Origin of the sequence: Pantoea graminicola (genome assembly GCF_048452665.1) — a bacterium.
GTDB lineage: Bacteria > Pseudomonadota > Gammaproteobacteria > Enterobacterales > Enterobacteriaceae > Pantoea.
Window position 1 is genome coordinate 1 of record NZ_JBLWSJ010000007.1, and the last position, 20,769, is coordinate 20,769.

The 20,769-nt window shown below is 55.9% G+C and carries 19 protein-coding genes and 1 pseudogene; 13 read left to right on the top strand and 7 right to left on the bottom strand.

The genetic code is table 11. The annotated features are described in order from the left end of the window. Positions 1–96 precede the first annotated feature (96 nt). From symE to ACNY69_RS15920, 6 genes and pseudogenes are all read left to right on the top strand, one after another. Complete coding sequence (symE, locus tag ACNY69_RS15895) at positions 97–426, top strand: endoribonuclease SymE (RefSeq protein WP_418799144.1); 330 nt, start codon at positions 97–99, stop codon at positions 424–426. A gap of 424 nt (positions 427–850) precedes the next feature. Next, positions 851–1,685, top strand: a pseudogene (locus ACNY69_RS15900) (RNase A-like domain-containing protein). 2 nt (positions 1,686–1,687) lie between these two features. After that, positions 1,688–1,996, top strand: coding sequence for a contact-dependent growth inhibition system immunity protein (locus ACNY69_RS15905; protein ID WP_111138500.1), 309 nt, complete (start codon positions 1,688–1,690; stop codon positions 1,994–1,996). Between the two features lie 121 nt (positions 1,997–2,117). Then, positions 2,118–2,876, top strand: a complete 759-nt coding sequence (locus tag ACNY69_RS15910; protein WP_418799272.1) for a CDP-diacylglycerol diphosphatase — start codon at positions 2,118–2,120, stop codon at positions 2,874–2,876. 412 nt (positions 2,877–3,288) lie between these two features. Beyond that, positions 3,289–3,873, top strand: coding sequence for a DJ-1/PfpI family protein (locus ACNY69_RS15915; RefSeq protein WP_418799146.1), 585 nt, complete (start codon positions 3,289–3,291; stop codon positions 3,871–3,873). Positions 3,874–4,185: 312 nt separating this feature from the next. Continuing rightward, on the top strand, positions 4,186–4,488 hold the full coding sequence (locus tag ACNY69_RS15920; protein ID WP_418799148.1) for a hypothetical protein: 303 nt from the start codon (positions 4,186–4,188) through the stop codon (positions 4,486–4,488). A 142-nt stretch (positions 4,489–4,630) separates the two neighbouring features. On the opposite strand, the gene ACNY69_RS15925 is transcribed toward ACNY69_RS15920, so the two are convergent. Further along, positions 4,631–5,299, bottom strand: a complete 669-nt coding sequence (locus tag ACNY69_RS15925) for a YecA/YgfB family protein (RefSeq protein WP_367396051.1) — start codon at positions 5,297–5,299, stop codon at positions 4,631–4,633. A 239-nt stretch (positions 5,300–5,538) separates the two neighbouring features. Here ACNY69_RS15925 and ACNY69_RS15930 point away from each other — a divergent pair, with 239 nt between their 5' ends. Both ACNY69_RS15930 and ACNY69_RS15935 read left to right on the top strand, forming a co-directional pair. Further along, positions 5,539–6,792, top strand: a complete 1,254-nt coding sequence (locus ACNY69_RS15930) for a serine hydrolase domain-containing protein (protein ID WP_418799150.1) — start codon at positions 5,539–5,541, stop codon at positions 6,790–6,792. Between the two features lie 131 nt (positions 6,793–6,923). Continuing rightward, positions 6,924–7,430, top strand: coding sequence for an RcnB family protein (locus tag ACNY69_RS15935; protein WP_418799152.1), 507 nt, complete (start codon positions 6,924–6,926; stop codon positions 7,428–7,430). Positions 7,431–7,550: 120 nt separating this feature from the next. On the opposite strand, the gene pdxR is transcribed toward ACNY69_RS15935, so the two are convergent. After that, entirely contained in the window at positions 7,551–8,999 is a 1,449-nt protein-coding gene (gene pdxR, locus ACNY69_RS15940) for a MocR-like pyridoxine biosynthesis transcription factor PdxR (RefSeq protein WP_418799274.1), read from the bottom strand. 100 nt (positions 9,000–9,099) lie between these two features. Between pdxR and ACNY69_RS15945 the strand changes: the two genes are divergently transcribed. Next, positions 9,100–9,813, top strand: coding sequence for a GNAT family N-acetyltransferase (locus ACNY69_RS15945; protein ID WP_418799154.1), 714 nt, complete (start codon positions 9,100–9,102; stop codon positions 9,811–9,813). Between the two features lie 15 nt (positions 9,814–9,828). Here ACNY69_RS15945 and ACNY69_RS15950 read toward each other — a convergent pair whose 3' ends face one another. The 3 genes from ACNY69_RS15950 to ACNY69_RS15960 all read right to left on the bottom strand — a co-directional run bounded on the left by ACNY69_RS15950 (position 9,829) and on the right by ACNY69_RS15960 (position 13,665). Next, a complete protein-coding gene (locus ACNY69_RS15950; RefSeq protein ID WP_418799156.1) occupies positions 9,829–10,542 on the bottom strand; it encodes a hypothetical protein in 714 nt (237 codons plus the stop codon). A 218-nt stretch (positions 10,543–10,760) separates the two neighbouring features. Further along, complete coding sequence (gene opgB / locus ACNY69_RS15955) at positions 10,761–13,052, bottom strand: phosphatidylglycerol--membrane-oligosaccharide glycerophosphotransferase (RefSeq protein ID WP_367396054.1); 2,292 nt, start codon at positions 13,050–13,052, stop codon at positions 10,761–10,763. Between the two features lie 223 nt (positions 13,053–13,275). Beyond that, positions 13,276–13,665 carry a tautomerase family protein gene (locus ACNY69_RS15960; RefSeq protein WP_111138490.1) on the bottom strand — a complete coding sequence of 130 codons (390 nt, stop codon included), beginning with the start codon at positions 13,663–13,665 and terminating at the stop codon, positions 13,276–13,278. A gap of 99 nt (positions 13,666–13,764) precedes the next feature. Here ACNY69_RS15960 and ACNY69_RS15965 point away from each other — a divergent pair, with 99 nt between their 5' ends. Then, positions 13,765–14,682, top strand: a complete 918-nt coding sequence (locus tag ACNY69_RS15965) for a LysR family transcriptional regulator (RefSeq protein ID WP_111138556.1) — start codon at positions 13,765–13,767, stop codon at positions 14,680–14,682. Here ACNY69_RS15965 and ACNY69_RS15970 read toward each other — a convergent pair. Beyond that, a complete protein-coding gene (locus ACNY69_RS15970) occupies positions 14,659–15,672 on the bottom strand; it encodes a glycosyltransferase family 32 protein (RefSeq protein ID WP_111138489.1) in 1,014 nt (337 codons plus the stop codon). The two genes, ACNY69_RS15965 and ACNY69_RS15970, sit on opposite strands and share 24 nt — an antisense overlap. A 505-nt stretch (positions 15,673–16,177) precedes the next feature. Here ACNY69_RS15970 and ACNY69_RS15975 point away from each other — a divergent pair. After that, a complete protein-coding gene (locus ACNY69_RS15975; RefSeq protein ID WP_111138488.1) occupies positions 16,178–17,143 on the top strand; it encodes a beta-propeller fold lactonase family protein in 966 nt (321 codons plus the stop codon). Here the strand turns inward: ACNY69_RS15975 and ACNY69_RS15980 are convergent. Beyond that, positions 17,125–17,679 carry a histidine phosphatase family protein gene (locus ACNY69_RS15980; protein WP_111138487.1) on the bottom strand — a complete coding sequence of 185 codons (555 nt, stop codon included), beginning with the start codon at positions 17,677–17,679 and terminating at the stop codon, positions 17,125–17,127. The genes ACNY69_RS15975 and ACNY69_RS15980 overlap by 19 nt on opposite strands. A gap of 583 nt (positions 17,680–18,262) precedes the next feature. On the opposite strand from ACNY69_RS15980, the gene ACNY69_RS15985 reads away from it, so the two are divergent. Both ACNY69_RS15985 and ACNY69_RS15990 read left to right on the top strand, forming a co-directional pair. Next, positions 18,263–19,651, top strand: coding sequence for an MFS transporter (locus ACNY69_RS15985; protein WP_418799159.1), 1,389 nt, complete (start codon positions 18,263–18,265; stop codon positions 19,649–19,651). A gap of 87 nt (positions 19,652–19,738) precedes the next feature. Beyond that, complete coding sequence (locus tag ACNY69_RS15990; RefSeq protein ID WP_418799161.1) at positions 19,739–20,761, top strand: LacI family DNA-binding transcriptional regulator; 1,023 nt, start codon at positions 19,739–19,741, stop codon at positions 20,759–20,761. Positions 20,762–20,769 lie beyond the last annotated feature (8 nt).

A 20,769-nucleotide genomic window follows, 5' to 3' on the forward strand; every position in this document is an offset into this window, starting at 1 on the left:
TTCGGGGGATTTGGAAGGGGGGTTGCGTTAGGATGGGGTGTACGGCACCACCTCCGCGCCGCTAATCACAATCACTATTGAAAAGGAATAGTAATCATGACTGACGCTCATTCTATTGCACAACCGTCTGAACCAGAAGTCTCTCCGGCAAATAACCGTCAATTGACTGTTGGCTACGCGAGTCGCTATCCGGATTACAGCCGGATCCCTGCAATTACCATGAAAGGACAATGGCTGGAAGCTGCCGGTTTTGCCACGGGCACAGTAGTAGATGTAAAGGTAATGCAAGGCTGTATTGTGCTCACCGCCCGGCAGGAGAGCGAACTGATGCAGTCGCTGCGCCAGGTGTGCAAACTGTCGGCGCGGAAACAAAAGCAGGTGCAGGAGTTTATTAAGGTCATTACCTCTAAACAGAAAGTAGCCTGAATGTGAAACCGCTCCCGATATTGCATCGGGAGCGATTAACTATCAGGAAGCCACTACCTCCATCAGTTCATTAGTCCTTCGTATCATTTAATAGCTTTACTTCGCTTTCAACTTTTGAATAGAAGAAACTGATGCTTAAATTGCCTTTTAAAAAAATAAAAGGCTGTTTGACCAGTATTATCAAAAATAATATGAAAATCTTAGAGGAGGGAATTGCAAAAGCAGCTTACATCGGCTGACCTCCCTGATGAAATCGTCAACAATAGTAATACACTCAAATGCGACAACCTGTGGCACGCAAATCTACGACATAATACTGCTTTGATTTTAAATCACACTTTAGGGCCAGTCTTCTTTAAAGTGGCTGATGATTATAGCTACAATATTGCGCAGGACTATTGATACCTCAAGGAGGATTTGAGCTATGGATAATGAAGACGGAGTGAGAGTTATTCTTTCCCCGGTGCAGCTTGCGGCTTTACTATCAGATAAAAGCGTTAGCGAAGGCGAAACTCTGAGTAATCGCTTGTATGGCGGTTTAGGCCTTGCGGGTGGTATCGTTGAGCTATTTGGTGCCCGGTGCCATGTGCGTAGTACCTGAACCCACGATGCTGACTAAAGCGGGATGTGTTGTCGTTGGCACGCATGGACTGGATACTGTGCAGGCATCTCTGCGGCAGATCTGGACAGGCAAAGGTACTGAGACCGATACCTGCAATTCTGCTGTCTCACTGGCACAGGCGCTGGGGGCTGATAAAAATACGGCAATGAAAGTGGGATTCACAGTCGATCTGGCAGTTCCACTGGCATTTTCTTTTGCTACAGGCGCCCAGCGTGTTATTGCGATACGCAGTGGTCGCATCAAGCTTGCTGAACATGAATCTCTTCCTGGTACTAATGCGGCTGGACATGCTATTGAAAGACACGCAGGCAAAACTGCGGAAGAGTTATTTGAACGGCTTGAAAAATCCCCAAGATTGAAGTCATCGAGCAGCTTTAAAAGTACCCGGGATGCTGAAATACTTATCTCTAAGATTTTAAGAGACAATAAGAATAGCATCACACTGTGGGTGAAGAATGTTCCCGAAGGTCTCAAAGCTAAAACAGTGTTAGATGGTAGCTTTGCCCGCCAGACAGGTATTTCAGTTTCCAGAGGAATAATGGAAGTGAAAGCCTGCTATAAGGTCCGTATAATACTCAAATTCGAGTATTGGAACGGTAAGCCCTTTTTCATCCTGACTGCTTATCCGATGGTATAACTATGAAAAACATTAACATAGCCGGACTTGATAGCCTTATTGCCATCTATTTCGGACAAGACTATGACCTGTTCGGTAGTGGTGAAAGTGTAGATGCCCAAATCAACGCATGGATTGCAGACTCCACTGCTGCTTCACGACATGGCTTGATGGGTGATATTGAGCAATTTATGAGGGAGTGTGACAACCTGGAGGAGGACTTCAGAAGCCGCTATGGCGCGGAATTTTCTACAGAATTATGGGAAACGACGCCTGCCGAATTCCTCAACCTTTTAAAGCAAAAGGTTAGTGCACCTCTTTCTCAAGGCTGATTTGCCATTACAATAAGCGCTCCCCCCAATATGAATTCTTGCTGATGAGGTTGTACCTGCATTGAGTCGCCTGATCGGATGCAATCCACTTAACGGGAAATGGTTATGGCGATGCCGCTCGCTGCCGCTTTTCATCGCGCTGCTGCTGGTGGGATGCGCCCGCTCTGACGCGCTGTGGACGGTCACGCATGACCTCTGCATGACTAACCATCACTACCGGCGCGATCCTGCTCCCTGCCAGCAGGTCTATCAGCCGCAGGACAGTAACCAGGGCTTCAGCGTCATCCAGAATCCTCGTTACAGGCTGCATTTTCTTCTGGTCCCCACCATAGCGATCTCCGGCATTGAGAGCATCACGCTATCGCGCCCCGGGCGTCCCGACTATTTCGGTTACGCCTGGCTTATGCGTTATCCGCTGATGGCTGCCTATGGGGCCAGGGTGCCGGAGGATCGACTTGGCATGGCGCTGAATTCCGCTTATGGCCGCAGCCAGAATCAGCTGCATATTCATCTGACCTGCCTGCGGAAGGATGTTTATCGGCAGCTTCAGGCCGAGCGTCCTTATATTCAGGATGAGTGGCAACCCTTGCCTGATCGCCTGCTGAAACATACTTACTATGCCCGTCGCGTTATACAGCCGACGGCGATGGGGATCTATCCTGTCAGCTCTGTGGCACGTCATCTCCGGCTGTCGCCGCCGCAGCTGGCGGAATGGGGCGTAGCGCTCATCCCGGCGACGTTCTCAGGCGAAAAAGGGTTTATTCTGCTGGCTACCCGACGCGGTCTGGATAAGGGCAATCGGGCCTCCGTTGAGTCGTTACTGGATAAGCGCTGCGCGATCCTGTCAACGCCGCCAGCAGAGGTTTCAGTCGGCGATTAGCCTGGCACCATTGCCCCGAACTTTCAGCAGGCTGATGGCGGGAGTGACAATAACGATCGCCAGCGCAGAAAAGATCAGCTCATGCCGTAACGCAGGGCCAGTCCGTCAGGGGATCGCCACGAAAGAGCCCACCGCTTCACAGGCACAGACCCGCGCCAGCGTCTCTGGCGGGATGTGCCTCTGTTACGCATTGTCTAAGCTCACGCCGGACAGCCCGGACATCATCCAGGCCCTTATGAACCCGGAAATCAGACAGCCTGGCCCTGCGGACTGGCTCAGCACCAACGCAGAAAGGGCACATCCTTCATAAACATCCTCGCCTGAACCGATCCATCGACAACGTGAAACTTCTGGCAGAATGCTGTAAAAATGAAACAGTGTTTTATTTTTATGAAAACGTATCGGAGGCGACATGTCTGAAAATGCAGCACTACTGCTGGCCACAGGATTTGAAGAAGCAGAAGCGTTTATTACTCTCGATATTCTCAGTCGGCTGGGGATCGAAGTCACCACCGTTGCCTGCCAGCCTCAGCGCGAGATTGTCAGTTACCACGGTGTCGTCGTTAAAGCCGATAAGCAAATCGAAGAACTGCAGGACGCACATCTCTTTGATGCGCTGATCCTGCCTGGCGGGCCGGAGGGGTCTAAGAATCTTGCCGCCAGCCCGGCGGTCACCGCCTTAATCCAGCGACATGATGAAGCCGGGATGCTGATTGCGCCCATCTGCTCTGCCGCCGCCCGGGTGCTGGGGGGAAATAACCTGCTGAAAGGCCGTCGCTATACCTGCTCGGGTGAGCTGGGGCTGGCGGTGAAAGATGGCGAGTATCTGATGGAGGATGTGGTGGAAGATGGCAATCTGCTCAGCGGCCGGGGTCTGGGTGTCGCCTTCGATTTTGCTTTCACCCTTGCTCTGCGCCTGACCGGGAACAAGGGCGCGGTCGACTTTCAGGCTGAACATATCTATTACCGTCCGTGGCTGAACAGGGAGCCTCGCTAAACGCCCGGATTGCAGCCATAAGAGAGACTGAATCTTCAGTGTCTCTCTACCGCGCGGCCGGGTCTTATCCGGGGTCGGCTTACCGGCACAGCGCCGCTTTCCTCACTGAACAGAACCATCTTCGCGGTGAGCATTTCGCTCGCCGCCGGTATCGGATTAACGATGGGTGCGTCAGGCGCTTGCCCACCCAGCCCCAGCGCAACAGAGAAGGCTTTCTTTATCGCGGGATATTAAAGTCGTTACCAATGATGGGACATCACTCTCATTTATGGGGAAGAAGCAATGAAGAACCTGATTAAGTGATCTGCCGCTATGGCTGCCACCGTGCTGATCTGTAGTGGTTTATTTATCGGGTTTGTCGCGTCGGGCTCAAATAACGTGACCGTTTACACGCAACGCGATTTTTTTAAATACCACACACTGACAGATACGGATATTGAAAACGCCCCGTGTATCACGGCGCGCTACTATTTTGAAGCCCATCCGGGAGACGGTTATTTCCGTTCAAATAGCATCGTATTTAAGGGGGCGGCAGAGACCGTATCGCTGCGTGCTTATCTCGAAAAACCGGGATACGCGAAGCAAAAACGCAGTCCGGGTGAGAAGGAGATATGATCAGCTGGATGGGGCTCTGTTCTGTCTCTGTTTCAATCCCCTGACCCGGGAAACTGAACTGACTAACGTGCTGAATAATTAACGCATTCGGATAAAACGTAACTGCCAGGCCCTCATCCGCCCGGCAGCTCAGAACGTTTAATCAGTGCAGGCAGCACTGCTTATATTTTTTACCGCTGCCGCACGGGCAGGGATCGTTGCGGCCCGGCATTTTCTCTGCCGACACGGGCTTCTGCGGAACAGGAATGGCTTCAGGCTGAGAGATCCAGTGGTCGTGCAGCGCCAGGGCCGCCGGACGGATCGCCTCGATGCTGGCTTCCATCTCTTCCGGTGTCAGGGCGTCGATCTTCTCCAGGTTCTCTTCCGTGCCGTGCAGGGCGATGGCGTCCAGCGCAGGCTGCAGCTCTGGCGGCAGACCAGACCAGTCGCTCAGCGAGACACCGCGCATGTAGCCAAAGCACCACTCTTCAACCACAGTAAACTCCAGCCCCTCCATCTCGCGGATGCCAAACAGCGGTTCGAACTGCTCCGGGAATTCCGACAAGCGGTCAGCCACGTCATTCATATGCTGGAAGCAGAGCGACATAAAGCGGGTCATTTCACGCTCATTGCTCCATTTAGGAATATGTTTCTCGCCACCCCAGAGCGCGACCAGCCACTGGCTGGGTTCGATGGTCACGGGGCCAGAGAGGACGGCAGTCAGCAGGCCATCCAGCTCGGAGACATCCATAATTGACGCTTCGCTGCCATATTTTTCCAGCATATCTTCCAGCCATTGCAGCTCTTTTTCGGACAGTGGGCCTTCTTTCATGCGGTTGCCTCCCGGGCGTATCAGATTTCAGCGTGGCGTTAAGCCTTAAAACCGCAGCAGTGTACACCCTTGCGGGCCACAAGACAGCTAACCCCGTTGCGGTGTCTCTGGCGGTTAAACCGCGTTTAGCCCCTGTTTCCGGTCGTTAAGCAGGCGATAGCCCACTGCACTTTGTGATACATTTTTGCGCTACCGCCCGCCCGTGACATGCTTTAAAGCGTTAAGTTAATGATTAAAAAATGAATAATGGATTTACTCTCTGCCAGGCGGATGCCGGATTACTCGCGGGGGCTGCCTCTCCCCGCCAGCGGGCCAGCAGAGCGATCAGGCTTTTCATGCCCGTTATCCTCTTCCTGCTGGCAGGCTGCGGCACCCTGTCGCAGACCTCCGCGCCGGTAAGCGATCGTGTTTATCTTACGCATGCCACCTTTGACGAAAATGTCGAAGATATCGTGCAGCACTACATGCAGCAGAAGCAGGTTCCTGGCATCAGCATTGCGGTCATCCATCATAATGGTCCGACGCGCTTTTATCCCTTTGGCGTTACCGACCGCGTGCATCGCCATCCGATCACGCCGGATACCCTGTTTGCGCTGGGATCACTGAGTAAAGGCGTAACGGCAGAGGTGATTATCCAGCTGGTGGAGCAGGGCCGGCTGCGCTGGAGCGATACCCTGGCCGATCTGTTGCCTGAAAAGGTCACGCTCAGCGCGGACGCGCGGCGCATCACCTTGCTGCAACTGGTGACGCATACTTCCGGCCTGCCGCGTCAGGATATGGATCTGCCGATGCTGGCGCAGTTCATCGGTTATCTGGGCACGGGCGAGAACTTCTATGGCAATCTCGACAGCGACACACTGCTGAGTTATCTGGCAGATTTCACCGCGCCGTCCGTACGCGTACCGCACTACTCTAACCTCGGCTATGCGCTGCTCGGTTATATCCTGCGCACCCGTTTTCATCAGGACATCCAGACGCAGGCGTCAGCACTGATCTTCGCGCCGCTGAAGATGAATCAGAGCAGTTTTATGCCGGAAACGCTGCCGGGTTATCCGCTGCGCGCGCTGGGGCATGCCGGCGATCAGCCGAAATTCATCCGTCGCGGCGGACTGACGCCCGACTGGCATTTTCACGGCAATATGGTGGCCGCGGCCAGCCTCTACAGTAATGTACGCGATTTAAGCGCCTATCTGCGCGCGCATCTGCGTGCGACCGGGGACAGGACGCGGGATCGTGCCTTTGCCGCGGCCGGGCGGGCGTGGTATCAGCAGGGTTCACAGGCGCAGAACATTGCCTGGGTGACGGACAGGGTCGACGGGCAGCAGATCACCTATCAGGTAGGCTACATCGGCGGTTACGCCAGTTTTATCGGCTACGATAAACGAAACGGTAATGCGATTGTGGTGCTGCAGAACGGCTTTAACTGGAGCAACTATTTAGGCATTGCGCTGTTGGTCGATCTGGCAACTCAGGATAAAGTGGTTTTACAGTAACCGGTCAGCTGGCCTGTGTGCAGTGAAATGAATCGCGCTGTTTTCCCTGCAAAGCGCGTCAGCGCGCCGGAACTGAAGTGCGATAAAAATTGTCTTTAGCCTGACTGTCAAAATTTAACGTGGAAATCATTATGCGCAGGACTCAACGTGTACTTTTATCAATGGGATTACTGGTTGGCTCGCTGAGCCTGATCCCCGCTGTTCAGGCCGCTGGCGAAGCAACGGATAACGTTCCGCCACCGCCACAGGTTCAGCCCGCGAATCCTGGCACACAGCCTGCTGCACCGGCTGCGGGTGCTGCTCAGCCGGATACCCCTGCGCCGCAGGGCCAGGCACCGGCCAGCTCACAATCCAATGATGGCATCACGCCAACCACACCCGCTCCGTCCAACGGCGCGCGTCCGAATTACGAACTGAGCACCATCATCATCGATTACAAAGAGTATAAAATCGGGGATACCGTGCCAGAGAAGTACATCGGCAAAACCTACACTATCGGCGAGTGGCAGAAGCGTAACCTGCCTGCGCCACAGGAAAATACCCACTGGGCCTATATCAACGCCAACTACATTCTGATTACCAATGACACCGGCAAGATCGTCATGGGTAAATCAGGTGATATCTTCTTCCGTGGCTGAGTGAAAAAGCCGGTCGTGATGACCGGCTTTTTTTTTGCGGAAACGCCTGGCACCCCCGGCTTCGGTTATGCGGCGGCGTCAGCCGGGCTGTGTGATCCCTCTCAATTCACGCCGTGGGGGTTAATCCGGCCAGTCCAGTAACCGGCTCAGCAGGCGCGTGGCCGCTGTGATTTGCGTGTCGCTGCTGTTGCCATAGCCCATCACCAGCCCGGACTGCGCCGGTTCAGTCAGACAGAAGGCAGAGAGCGCCGCAGGCGCAAAACCCGCCTGATGCAGTCTTCGGGCGATGGCCCTGTCATCCCGCTGCGAATCGAGCGGCAGCACCAGATGCATACCGCTTTCACCGCCCAGCAACGGCACGGCCCGACCCGCCGCGCGCTGCAGTTCGCTGCGCAGCCAGGTCTGACGTTGCCGGTAGAGACGACGCATTTTGCCGAGATGACGGCGATAATCCCCATTGAGAATAAAGCGTGTCAGCGCCAGCTGCTCCAGACGATTACCGCCCCGCAGCAGCTGATCGAGTGCCGGACGCAGACGGCTGACCAGTGACGCGGGCAGCACCATGAAACCAATTCGCAGCGCAGGAAACAGTGTTTTACTGAAGGATCCAAGATAGATAACCGGCGCATTCACGCTCATGCCCTGCATCGCCGTGATGGGTTCGCCGTGATAATGGAAGTCGCCATCGTAATCATCTTCAATAATCCAGGCCTGCTGCTGGCGCGCAGCCGCAATCAGCGCCAGACGCCGGGCGGCGCTCATGACTGCGCCGGTAGGATACTGATGCGTGGGCGTGGTGTAGATAAGACGCGGTGTCGTCACTGCCCAGTCTGCTGACCGGGGAGCCATTCCCTGATGATCGGTCGGGATTGGCACCACGTTCAGTTCACCCGTCCGGAACGCCGCTCTGGCACCGCGATAGCCCGGCTCTTCGAGCCAGCCATAGTCGCCCGGATTGGTCAGCAGGGCGACACACAGCATCAGCGCCTGCTGCGTTCCTTCGGTAATGACAATCTGTGCGGCATCACAGCGCACACCGCGTGTGATGCGCAGCTGCTGCGCCAGCACGGCCCGCAGTTCGGGCTCACCGAGCGGATCGCCATAACCGAGCCGCTGCGGGGACGTCTGGCTCATGACCTGACTCATCGCCCCTCGCCAGGCCGCCATCGGAAAGTGGTTAAGGGCCGGGATGCCGGGACGCAGCGGCAGCGCGCCAGTGTCGATCCACGGGCTGTGTTGAAAGGCGTCAATCCGGTTTGCCAGGGGCCAGCTGTCGGGCATCGTCTCCTCCGCCTGCCTGATAGGCAGAGCCAGTGGAGTGACGCGGCTGCCCTGTCTGTCGCTGGTGAGATAGCCCTCTGCCTGCAACTGAGCCCAGACGTTGAGCACGGTATTGCGCGACACCCCCAGATCCAGGGCCAGCTGCCGGGTGGCAGGCAACCGCGATCCGGCAGCAAGCTGCCCCTGCAAAATAGCCTCTTTTATTCGCTGATAAAGCTGCTGCTGCAGCGTCATTCCGGCAGTGGTCATTAAGGGGGCCATCAGCAGGGCGGTGATCTCTGACATCATGGTCTGCTCGCGTGGATCTATCATTTCTCCTGATTGTGGTACTTTTTAACCTGCCAGGATAGTGGCAACCTGCTGACATCATCCACAGCCGGGAGGCGATATGTCACAGCAGATCAATCAATATGGACAACCGGTCGGAGCGCCTTTACCCGACTGGCAACCCCGTCCTGTACCGGAGCATCAGGTTTTCACCGGCGATACGTGCAGGCTGGAGCCGTTCAGTCTGGCACGGCATAGCGACGCACTGTTCGCGTGCTGGTCCCTGGCAGAAGATGGCCGTGACTGGACGTATATGTTTATGGGGCCGTTCAACGATCGACAGGCGTGGCTGGATTATGCCGGTCAGCTCGAAACCAGCCGCGATCCGCTGCATTTCGCCGTCATCGATCTGGCAACGGAGCAGGCGACAGGCACGCTGTCATTAATGCGTATTCAGCCTGAACATGGGGTGATGGAGGTCGGCCATGTCGCCTTCTCACCCAGGCTGAAGCAGACCCGGATGGCAACGGAGGCCCATTTTCTGCTGATGCGTTACGCATTTGAAACGCTGGGCTACCGTCGATATGAGTGGAAATGTGACAGCTGCAATGCCCCCTCCCGCAAAGCGGCAACACGCCTCGGTTTTCGCTATGAAGGCGATTTTCGTCAGGCCATTGTCTATAAAGGGCGCTCGCGTGACACCAGCTGGTTCTCCATTATCGACAGTGAATGGCCGCAGGTGAAAACCGGTCTGCAGTGCTGGCTGGCGGATGATAACTTCACGGCAGAGGGTCAGCAGCGCGAAAAGCTGGAGACGTTGCGCAATCGGGCCTGATCGGTCGCAGGCCGATCACAGCAGGATATCTTTCAGGACCGCCGCCAGCAGGGTGGTGGTCATCAGAACAGATAACCGCTTGATCCAGCGCATATCGGTGCTGAGGCCGACCACGTCATTTCTCAGGTTGTCCACCGCCGACGTTAAGCGGACATTCATATCACTGAGTAGCACTTCCAGCTTGTCCATTCGGATTTCCAGATGATTAAACCGGATGGCCAGCTTATCGGTTTTTCTTTCAACATGGCCCAGCCGCTCGTCCATATGCAGTACTTTGGTCGTAAGCTGGCCAAGGTGATTATCCATCCGGTCAACTTTTGCTGTGAGTTTGCCAAGGTGATTATCCATCCGGTCAACTTTTGCTGTGAGTTTGCCAAGGTGATTATCCATCCGGTCAACTTTAGCTGTGAGGTGGCCGAGGTGATTATCCATCCGGTCGACCTTAGCTGTCAGTTTGCCGAGGTGAGTATCTATCTGACCGACTTTAGTCGTAAGCTGGCCGACCCGGTTATCAGTCTGATCAACTTTTACCGTTAGCCTGTCGAACCGGTTATCGGTCTGATCGACTTTGGCCCGAATCTTATCGAGTTGTCTGCTGATCTGTTCGCCAGGCTGACTCTGTTGCATATGGGTAAACACCTTAACCATCGCCTCCGCCTGCTGATCGGCAATCCCGGCCTGTTGTAGCGTTTTAAACGCTTTGTGAGTACGGATTACTGTACCTGTCATTACGACACCTCCCTGTGAATGCTGGCGATAGCGGCATCATGACAGGCAAACAGCATATCGCCCTATAGGATGGTTGTATTTTGCGCAAATTGCAGAAAAATATCAATTAGTACAACAGGTAACGTGCATTGTCGTGCGGCGCGCTTCGCAATATTTTGCGGCAGGAAAAGGATGACGCCTCTGCGATCTTTCGCAGAGGCGTGAAGCGGAAAAAGGGGTTAAGGCTGGGGTACGATTTTAATTTCGACCATACCAATGCCGAGTTTGCGGGGATCCTGACCCGTGATATTACCGGTATTACTCAGTTGCGGTTCCGGCGGAGCAATCACCAGGCGATGACTGGCACCGGGATTGTCAAAATGCAGGGTATGGGTGGATATCTCTTCGCCCAGCGACAGCAGCTGCTCCTGATCGCCGACCCGAACCGGAATCGCCCGATGCGCGTTAGCGCCCCAGGCGCGTGCGGTGATCACCAGATCGAACTTCGCTGGCAGCGCATCGACATAGTCGATCCGTACCTCTGGCGCGAGATTGGCATTGGACCAGCGACCCCAGCTCTCAGGCCGGGAGATGCCGCTGAAGCTTTTCACACTCTCCGGTGCGCCCGGCACGTTGAGCCTGAAGCTGTCGGCGCTGTAACGAATATTGTTATCTTCCACCCTGATCTGCGCCAGATTCTGCTGGTAGCGCGCTTCGGTGACGGGTCCTTCAGGGAACTGCACTTTTCCTTTCCACTGCGGTTTATCGACGAGCGTCACCGATGGCGTACCGCCGGTCTGCCCCATCGCTATACAGAGATCGCTGGAGAGCGCCAGCGAAGGCTGCCAGAGGCGCGCCATCTTAAAGCAGCGATCCACCCAGACGAATTTATCATCGAGAGCAAAATCGGCGAGCTGATAGCGCAGTGGGGCGGAGTATTCGCCCTCTGGCATCGGCTCAACGTGTTTATCACTGATGCGGAACAGGATCGGCAATTTAAAGGTGGTCCCGGAAAAGCTGAAGACATTCTTCGCCTTATCTATCGTGAAGGTGTCCATCTTCTTCGGGAAGTTCCACAGCTGAATAATATCGGGCTTCCAGCTCAACACCTTGCTCTTCATGTCATCAAACTGGGTTGAGAGCGAAAGCGAAGAGAGGCTGCTGCGACCCAGGCCAATCGCATTGTCGCCGCCCAGAATATCCAGCAGCGTAGCGCCGTTATCCAGCGTGCTGCGCTTTGCCTCCATCAGTTCCGCCTGCGGCTTGTCACCCCGGATCACCATAAACAGGTTGCGGCGCGGCTGCTTAATCAGCCAGGGATGCGCCGTATTGTTCATGGCCAGATGGTCCGAGCTCACCACAATCACGGTATTGCGGAACCACGGCGACGCTTTGATGCGCGAAATCAGACGCGCCACATGTTCCTGTGAGCAGGTGACGGCACTAAAGGACTGATTGGGTTTGCCCTCCATGCTGTAGCTCCTGCGCTCACAACTGCGCGAGATAAATCCATCGGGATGGTGGGTATCGACGGTCAGCGTAAACAGGGCGAAAGGTTTGCCCGCCTGAGAAAGTTCCTGATACTTCTCAAAGACTTCGTCCAGAACCGTATCGTCGTAATAGCCCCAGTTATTGCGGTAGGTCGGATCGGCGACGCGACTTTTCAGCTCCTGCGAACCATAGAGGTTTTTGGGATCAAAGCCGTGAGATTTCAGGAAAACATCCTTACCGGCAAAGCGCAGATCGGCCCCCTGAATAAACCAGTTTTCGTAACCTGACTTTTTCAGGATGTCGCCCAGGCAGACATTTTGCGGGTAGAAGCTGGACAGCGAGGCCGACGCGTTGCCGTCAAACGGCGCAAAGAGCGGGATACCGCACTGCGAGGCGACCATGCCCGCAATCGTGTAATCGGTGCCCGGCAGCTGTTCGGTCTGGCTGAAGTCGATGCTCTGCTCTTTCTGACGGCTCAGTTCCGGCGCTAAACCCGGGAAAGCGGTGGCGTCGAAATAGGTGCGCTCCAGGCTCTCACCGTAGATGTAAACCACATTGAGATGCGGATTTTCAATGTGATTGCGCGGCACTTTATAGAAGTTATCGAAGTCAGAATCGGCCAGCTGAGTGTGCGACACCACCAGTGTCGCGACCTGACGAAAGGCTGGCGTCGTCTGAACTGAACCCAGCGCGCAGGCCGCTGCCAGCAGCGACCAGCCTAAATGATGCGGACGCCTGCGCCGCCGCAGGATCCACGACAGCAGGCAGAATAGCAGGAAAAGCACGATGATCAGGCCAATCGCCGGCACCACATATTTACTGACGCCCGCACCGGTCAGACTGTTGGTAAGGGTATAGAGCACCGCATCGTTAATGCCGTCACCGGTGAAATAGTTGCTGGCATACAGCGTGGCATTCAGCACCACGAAAAGCACCAGCAGAATCAGAACAAGCACAAACCAGAATTTGTTACGCCCGGCTTTACAGGAATAGATTGCAATAGCGGCCAGAAATAACGCCACGGACACCAATTCGGACAACGGCAAATCCTCTCTCTACAAGGGCACGCGAGGCGTCGCGCAACCGACCATCTTCGTGGGATGGTTTTTCGACAATCTATATTGGCTGTCATCGGGCTGCAACATATCCGGTCCGATTTGTGCGGTGATGAACAGATTAACTGAGGGTCATATCAGAAGAGAGGTTATCAGGCGTGACGGTGGCTGGCGCGCACCGTCAGACTCGCCGCGACCGGGATGCTTTTCAGAGTTTACCGGTGAGATACTGCGCTTCGCCATCGGCAAAACTCCAGTCACCTTTGTCATTGGTAATAAAGCTGATCATCAGGTCATTGCCCTGAACACCACAATGCTCACGCAGCTCCCGCGCCAGTTCGGCCATAAAGTGCTGTTTCTGTTCGGTGCTGCGCGGGCTGGTGTAGACCCGGACCATGACCAGATTGTCGCTGCGGCTGAATCCCAGACCGGTATCCTGAAAAACCATCTGATACCGCTTGTTTTCCTGAACAATCTGGTAGCGATCGCGTGCCGGCACGTTAAAGGCGGTGAGGACGGCGCGGTGTGCCGCATCCAGCAGCGTTCGCAGTTCTGATTCCGAACGACCTTCAATCACATCAAATTGCAGCAGTGGCATGGCAGATTCCTCATAGGGGTTAAGCACCCTATGGTGAACACTTTATGCGGCGGGAAAAAGCGCGTAGCCTGAATTGATTATTCATTATAGTGAACAATGATGAAAGAGATGAAAACCGATACGCTGTGGGAGCACCTGCACTGGCTGACCGTGCTGGCGGACCAGGGCAGTTTTACCCGGGCAGCTGAGCGGCTTGGCGTCAGTAAAGCGGCGATGAGTCAGAAAATCAAAGAGCTGGAGGCGCAGGCCGGTGTGCTGCTGGTGCAACGCACCACGCGCAGCGTACGGCTGACGTCGGCGGGCGAGAAGCTGGTGGAGGAGTTACGCGATCCCTTTACCCGCATCGAACAGAGCTTTTTCAGCGTGCGTGACGAGGCGGGGCCGGTGCGTGGCCTGGTGCGTATGACCGCGCCGGTGGCCTTTGCCCGTCAGCAGCTGGTGCCGCTTATCGGTGAGTTTCTGCGGGACTATCCGCAGGTCCGTCTGCAGCTGGATGTGACAGACCGTCTTGTGTCGCTGAGTCATGAGGGATTTGACCTGGCGATCCGGCACAGCGACACGCTGCCGGAAACCCATGTGGCGCTGCCGCTGTGTGATACGCAGACGCTGCTGGTGGCGTCTCCCGCCTATCTCAGGGCACAGGGCGAACCGCAGCGCCCACAGGATCTGGTACAGCATAACTGCCTTTACTATCCGCGAGGCGTGGAGTCACCGCGCTGGCGGTTTATCACGCCTGCGGAGAGCGAGCCGATGCAGGTGCAGATCGAGGGCAGCTTCGCCACCAACAATAGTGAGTCGATCCGCGATGCCGCACTACAAGGGCTGGGGATCGCCATGCTGCCCGATTTCAGCGCCCGTGAGGCGCTGGCGGCGGGAAGCCTGCGACGGGTGCTGCCCGAATGGCAGCCAGTGGAGGCCTTTGCGACCCGTCTGTGGATTGTGCGGCCCTGGGCGGCGCAGGTGCCGCGTGCAGTCACCACCCTGACGCACTGGCTACGCGCGCGCTTTGGTCATTGACGGCAATGCCAGCGCAGAGGGGGTGGTCTGCATCATCTCCCCAATCAGGCTGCTGCGGTTATACAGGCCGAGGCGCAGATTGAAGTCGAGATGCAGCCGCTCGTTGCCGGTTAATTTGATAATCGGGGGGGGCGTCTGCGGCCGCTGGTGAAACATCACCGACCGGGCAAAGGCGCTGCTGTTGTCGCCATGCAGACGCTGATAATACCAGGCGCTGGCTTCTCCTTTCCGCAGATAGAGGTTGGCCCGCCGCTCTTCCCGCATCGCGACCTGCTGCGCCAGTGCCAGCAGCTGGCGGGATGGGTTATCCATATTCTGCACAATCAGTGGAAAGTCGTCGCGCTTCTTCAGCTCATGAAGATAGTTACGGATACCGATGTTTTTGACCGGTGCCAGCTGCTTCAGCCATTCACGAATAAAAGGATTCTGCGCGGGTGCGGCAATAAACCAGCTCTCGATAACGGGTGCCAGCAGGTTCATCGTGGATTGCTCGCGGTAGTAGCCGATCAGATCCATCGGACGCGCTTCGTGCGCGCGATGTACCCAGGCGAGATCCTCAAACAGCAGGGTGCTGCAATCAATGCCGATGCCACCGTAGCGATGGATCAGCTCCAGCCGGATGATGTCACTTTTATGGGCCAGCGTCAGATCGGAAGAGATCAGGTTAAAGTCGGGCAACCATTGCGACAGGGTACGCGGAGTCACCAGATAGACCTGGTGGTCCGGGTTGTCCCGCCGGATATTACGGATGTTCAGTGCCATTGAGGCAGGCAGGCGATCGTGATGCCATACCATCCAGACAATTCTGGAGATTGCCGGCAATGCTTTCTGCTGAGTGACTAGTATCACATTATTTTCCTGCCCCGGATCATATTCCGGAGCCTGAAGGCGGCTCTGCTGTTTTTTATTCCATAGCATCTGGCTACTGAACGATATTCTTTTCCAGTTGCGCCAGATTTTATGTGCCGGACGCTGACGATGTGAAGTCATGGTACACCTGTTATTTTTATTTTCCCGTTATCGTGCAGGCTCTGTCTGTTCCGCCAGAGGCGCAGACGTGCGGGGTTGCAGACCGGCTGCAAGCCCGTTGAGTACGGGAAGTGTTGAAGAGTTTTCCCTGGTGGCGACGCAGTGCGGAAGCGCGCGATAGTTTCCTCACGGCGGATTAATTGCACTGCATCTTTTTAATAAAACATTAATTACGCATTAGCTATCTCTTTTTTTGACTTTAGGATAATACGGAATTAATCCGGTCACCTTTTGCGAATAATAATATCGACAGAATTAATCGTTTATTAAAATGGCGCGGGCATCGGGTTTAAGGAATATCTGAAGATTATGCGATGCGTGCGGGATAAATAGCGGGCAGGCGTGCGACTCAGGTCACTATTGGCCTTAAAACGGGGCGTAAGCCTGGCTCATCAGTAGGCAGAACCGGACAGCACCGGAGAGGATTGTCTACGCTTAAGAAGAACTTACTGAGAAAGGAGCACGCATGCAGAGTGAATCCTATGGTTTACTGGCGGTTGATAAGCAGGGCAATCGCGTCCTGTTCCTGAATCCGGAGACGTTCGCTGTCGAGCGGGAACTGAACGCGTTTCCGCCACGCCCCCATGAACTGCTGATGCTGGCGCCGTGGGGAAAAGCCTATGTGCCGATCTATGGTGACGGCGTTCACGGCAATAATCCGCATCCGGGGCATAAGATCGCGATTATCGATTTACAGCATCGGGCGATCAGTGGCTTTATCGATCTGTCGCCGCTGCGGGCCCCGCACAGCGGACAGCTGGGACGGGATGGCAAAGTCTATCTCTGCTGTGAGCAGAGCGCCGCCGTCGCGGTGATCGATCCGCTGACCGACAGCGTGGAAAAAGTGATTCCCATCCCTTCGCACAACGCCCATCGTCTGACGCTGTCACCCAGCGGGCGCAAACTGTTCACCGATAACGAAGAGGATGCGACCATCACCGTGGTGGATCTCTGTGAAGCAGAGGGGCGGGTCATCGATACCATCCTGCTGCCCGGCCCGATCGCGGGCATCGCCGCCTCGCCAAAACATCCCTATCTGGTCGCCAGCGCGGCCGATGCGCCACTGCTCTACGTGATTGACCGGCAAAGCCACCGTATCCGCCAGCGCCTGACGCTGCCGGGCCATCAGCAGCCCTGCCAGGTGGTGCGCTTCAGTGCAGACGGGGAGCAGCTGGTGGCGATAGGCGACCAGGAGCCGCTGGTGACGCTGTTTGACGATCTGCTGAATCCACTCGGTGATATCAGCACGGGCCGCATGCCAATGGATGGATGCTTCACTCCCGACAGGCAGCAGCTGCTGATTGCCAATCAGGGCGATGGCACGCTGAGCGTGATCGATCTGGCGCAGCGTAAAGTGATTGCCACGCCGCGTGTCGGCACCGGCTGTGAGGTACTGGGCTATTTTCCGCGCGGTCAGATAAACGGCCGATGATAGATGGCGGAGCTCCAGTGACGACTGCTGGCATGCTTCTCTGCCTGCCAGCCGCGCTTGCGTAATTCACGCGCGATCATCTTGTTCATGATGCCGTGGCCCAGCAGCAATACCGTGCCCCGCTGCGAGTGCGCAATCAGCTTCTCGGCCGCTGCCGAGGCCCGGCTGCGGGCATGTTGCAGTGACTCCGCTTCACCCGCATAGCCGCAGAGCCATAACAGGCGCAGCAGGGCCAGCCAGCATACCGTGGGCAGTTCCAGCGCGCCGCTTCGCAGCAGAGGGACAGCGACTTCGCTGAACAGCGCATCAATCTCATGCGGCTGCAGCCCGAGCTGTCTCAGGGAAGACTGCGCGCGGGGCAGGGGACTACAGACCACTACCGTAGCCTGACGTGCAATGGCCAGGCTACGCGGTGGCGGGCCATCCGTAACCTGTGACTGATCATAGGCTTCGCACCAGTCTGCCAGCGCCTGTACACTCTGGCGGCCCGTTGCCTGGTGATCGGGTTTACCGTGTCGCATCAGAATAATTGTCATCGCATCTCTGTCCGGCTTTTTGCTCAGGGTAACGCATTGTCCCTCCTTACACCGACTTTTCAGAATAAACGTGATGTGTCATCTCAGGGTCACAAACCTGTGCGACAACAGAACGCGATGAAAGGCGCCTCGCCTGCCTTCTGCCGCTTAATGATTAGCGAAAATGGTAACTTGCTGCCGGGAGTGATCTTTTTTTATGCGATTCGGCGTAGTTAACTGGCTGAATTTGCGATAAAAATATGTGGTGACGGAAAGTGATAGTGAAATTTTACTAACAATTTTCGACCAAATCTCTTGATTTATCTACGCGCGTAGATACACTGGCTCCCCAGTGATTGCTCACGGTGCATGATGCACAGTCGGCGCCATTGATTGTTAAGTTACATTCGTTCAGTTTAAGCGACCGGTCAAAAATAGATCGGCGGGGCAGAACGATGAATACGATTCCAACACCAGGGGATCCTTTAACCTTTCATCATGGTTAGTCAACTGAACGTCACTGCCGGGGGAATTCCGCTTTGATAAGGGAATCGACCCAGGGAGGGGCGTTTATCGATCTGCATACGCATTCAGGGATAGGATTATGACGGCACACGACTCCGTTAAGCAGCAGACATCACTGTCATCACCTTCAGCCGCCGATGAGCGGTTTAATACCTCTTCTGGCCGCAAAGATTTCTGGCGTGCCACATTCTCATGCTGGCTGGGCACGGCGATGGAGTACGCAGATTTTGCGCTCTATGGGCTGGCTGCCGGTATTATCTTTGGCGATGTTTTCTTTCCGGAATCGACACCCGCGATGGCGCTGCTCTCGAGCTTTGCCACCTGGTCAGTGGGATTTGTGGCCCGGCCCATCGGCGCCCTCTTTTTCGGCTGGCTCGGTGACCGCATGGGACGCAAGGTGGTGATGATCACGACCATCATTCTGATGGGCGCTTCCACCACCTTTATCGGCTTAATCCCGGGTTATGCCACCATCGGCGTCTGGGCGCCCGCCTGTCTGGTGCTGCTGCGCTTTACACAGGGGTTCGGCGCGGGCGCAGAGCTCTCCGGCGGAACGGTGATGCTGGGCGAATATGCGCCGACCGCGCGCCGCGGGCTGGTCTCATCCGTGATTGCGCTGGGTTCCAACAGCGGCACGCTGCTGGCTTCTCTGGTCTGGCTGCTGGTGGTACAGATGGATCAGCAGAGCCTGCTGGAGTGGGGCTGGCGTATTCCTTTCCTCAGCAGCGCCCTGATTGCGCTGGTTGCGTTGTGGATCCGGCGTCATCTGCGCGAAACGCCCGTGTTTGAGCGCAGAAAAGCGGAGATGGAAGCGGAACGTGCGGGCGTACTGGCCGCGCCGCTGATCGATGAGCGGCCCTTCTTTCAGCGCACCCGTGCGTTCTGGACCATGGTTGGACTGCGCATCGGAGAAAACGGCCCCTCTTATCTGGCGCAGGGCTTTATTGTGGGCTACGTCGCGAAGGTGCTGCTGGTCGATAAGTCTGTGCCCACTACCGCTGTGTTTCTGGCGTCCCTGCTGGGCTTCCTGATCATTCCTTTTGCGGGCTGGCTCTCGGATCGCTTTGGTCGCCGGATCGTCTATCGGGTGTTCTGTCTGTTACTGATGGCCTACGCCTGGCCCGCCTTTACGTTGCTGGACACGCGTGAGCCGATGCTGGTGATCCCGGTGATTGTGGTCGGCATGGCGCTGGCGTCGCTGGGCATTTTTGGTGTACAGGCGGCCTGGGGTGTTGAGATGTTCGGCGTGCACCATCGCTATACCAAAATGGCGGTGGCAAAAGAGCTGGGCTCAATTTTATCGGGTGGCACAGCACCGCTGATTGCCGCTGCTATGCTCTCTTATACCGGCCACTGGTGGCCTGTCGCGGTCTATTTCTCGGGAATGGCCGCCATAGGATTCTTCACCACCTTTGTGGCGCCTGAGACCCGAGGGCGAAATCTCAATTTGCCTGAAGATGCCATCTAGATTCGTCTGTGCAGGCTATCTGTCAGGATCGGGTGAAAAGCAGCAGGCCGTGTAATGCGGCCTGTTTTTTTTATGGAGGAATATGATGTGCCTAAGTCGTTAACGGGAAAAGTGACCCGCAGTGAAGTGGCGAAAGCGGCAGGCACGTCAGTGGCAGTCGTCAGTTATGTCATTAATAACGGACCCCGCCCGGTGGCCGAAGCGACCCGTCAGCGCGTGCTGGACGCGATAAAAGCGACCGGTTACCGGCCCAATGCGGCTGCCCGCGCACTGGCCTCCGGCAACACCAAAACCTTTGGTCTGGTGGTGCCTAACATCGGTAATCCTTTTGTGGCTTCCATGGCGCACATGCTGCTGCAGGAGTCGATGAATCACGGTCACGTCATGCTACTGGGTGATGCCGGGGACGATCGCAAGCGCGAACTGGAATTAATTCAGGGGCTGCTGAATCGGCAGGTCGATGGACTGTTTTACAACAGCGTGGATCGCCACCCTTATATTGATCTGATTAAAGCCAGCGGAACGCCACTGGTCATGCTGGAGCGGGTTGAGCCTCAGCCCGGCGTCAATATGCTGCGGGTTAATGAGCGTCAGGCTGCCTGGCAGGTAACGGCACATCTGCTGAGCCACGGTTATCAGCAGGTCGGCATCATCAGTGTTCCGGTAGAGATGCTTAACGCGCAGGATCGTATTCAGGGCTGGCGCGATGCCATGGCGGATCGCGGTCTGCCCGTCGATGAGTCGCTGATGTTTCCGGCCAGCTATACCCCACAGGGCGGATATGGCGCGGCTCAGACCATGATCGCCCGACGCTGCGTGCCCCGGGCGCTGTTTGCCAGCAATGAGGGGCAGGCGATTGGCGCGCTGCGCGCCTTTTCCGAACATCAGATCCGGGTGCCGCAGGATGTGGCGCTGGTCTGCTTCAACGGCACTAATCACTCATCATTTCACGTTCCGACATTAACCACTGTACGCCAGCCTCTGCGTGAGATGGCCCGCTCCGCTATTCATATGCTGAAAGAGGGGCAGAGTGAAGCCCAGCTAAAGGAGTTTCCACACTATCTTGAAATCGGTGAATCCTGCGGCTGTCAGCCGCAAAGTCAGAGTTAAATTATAAA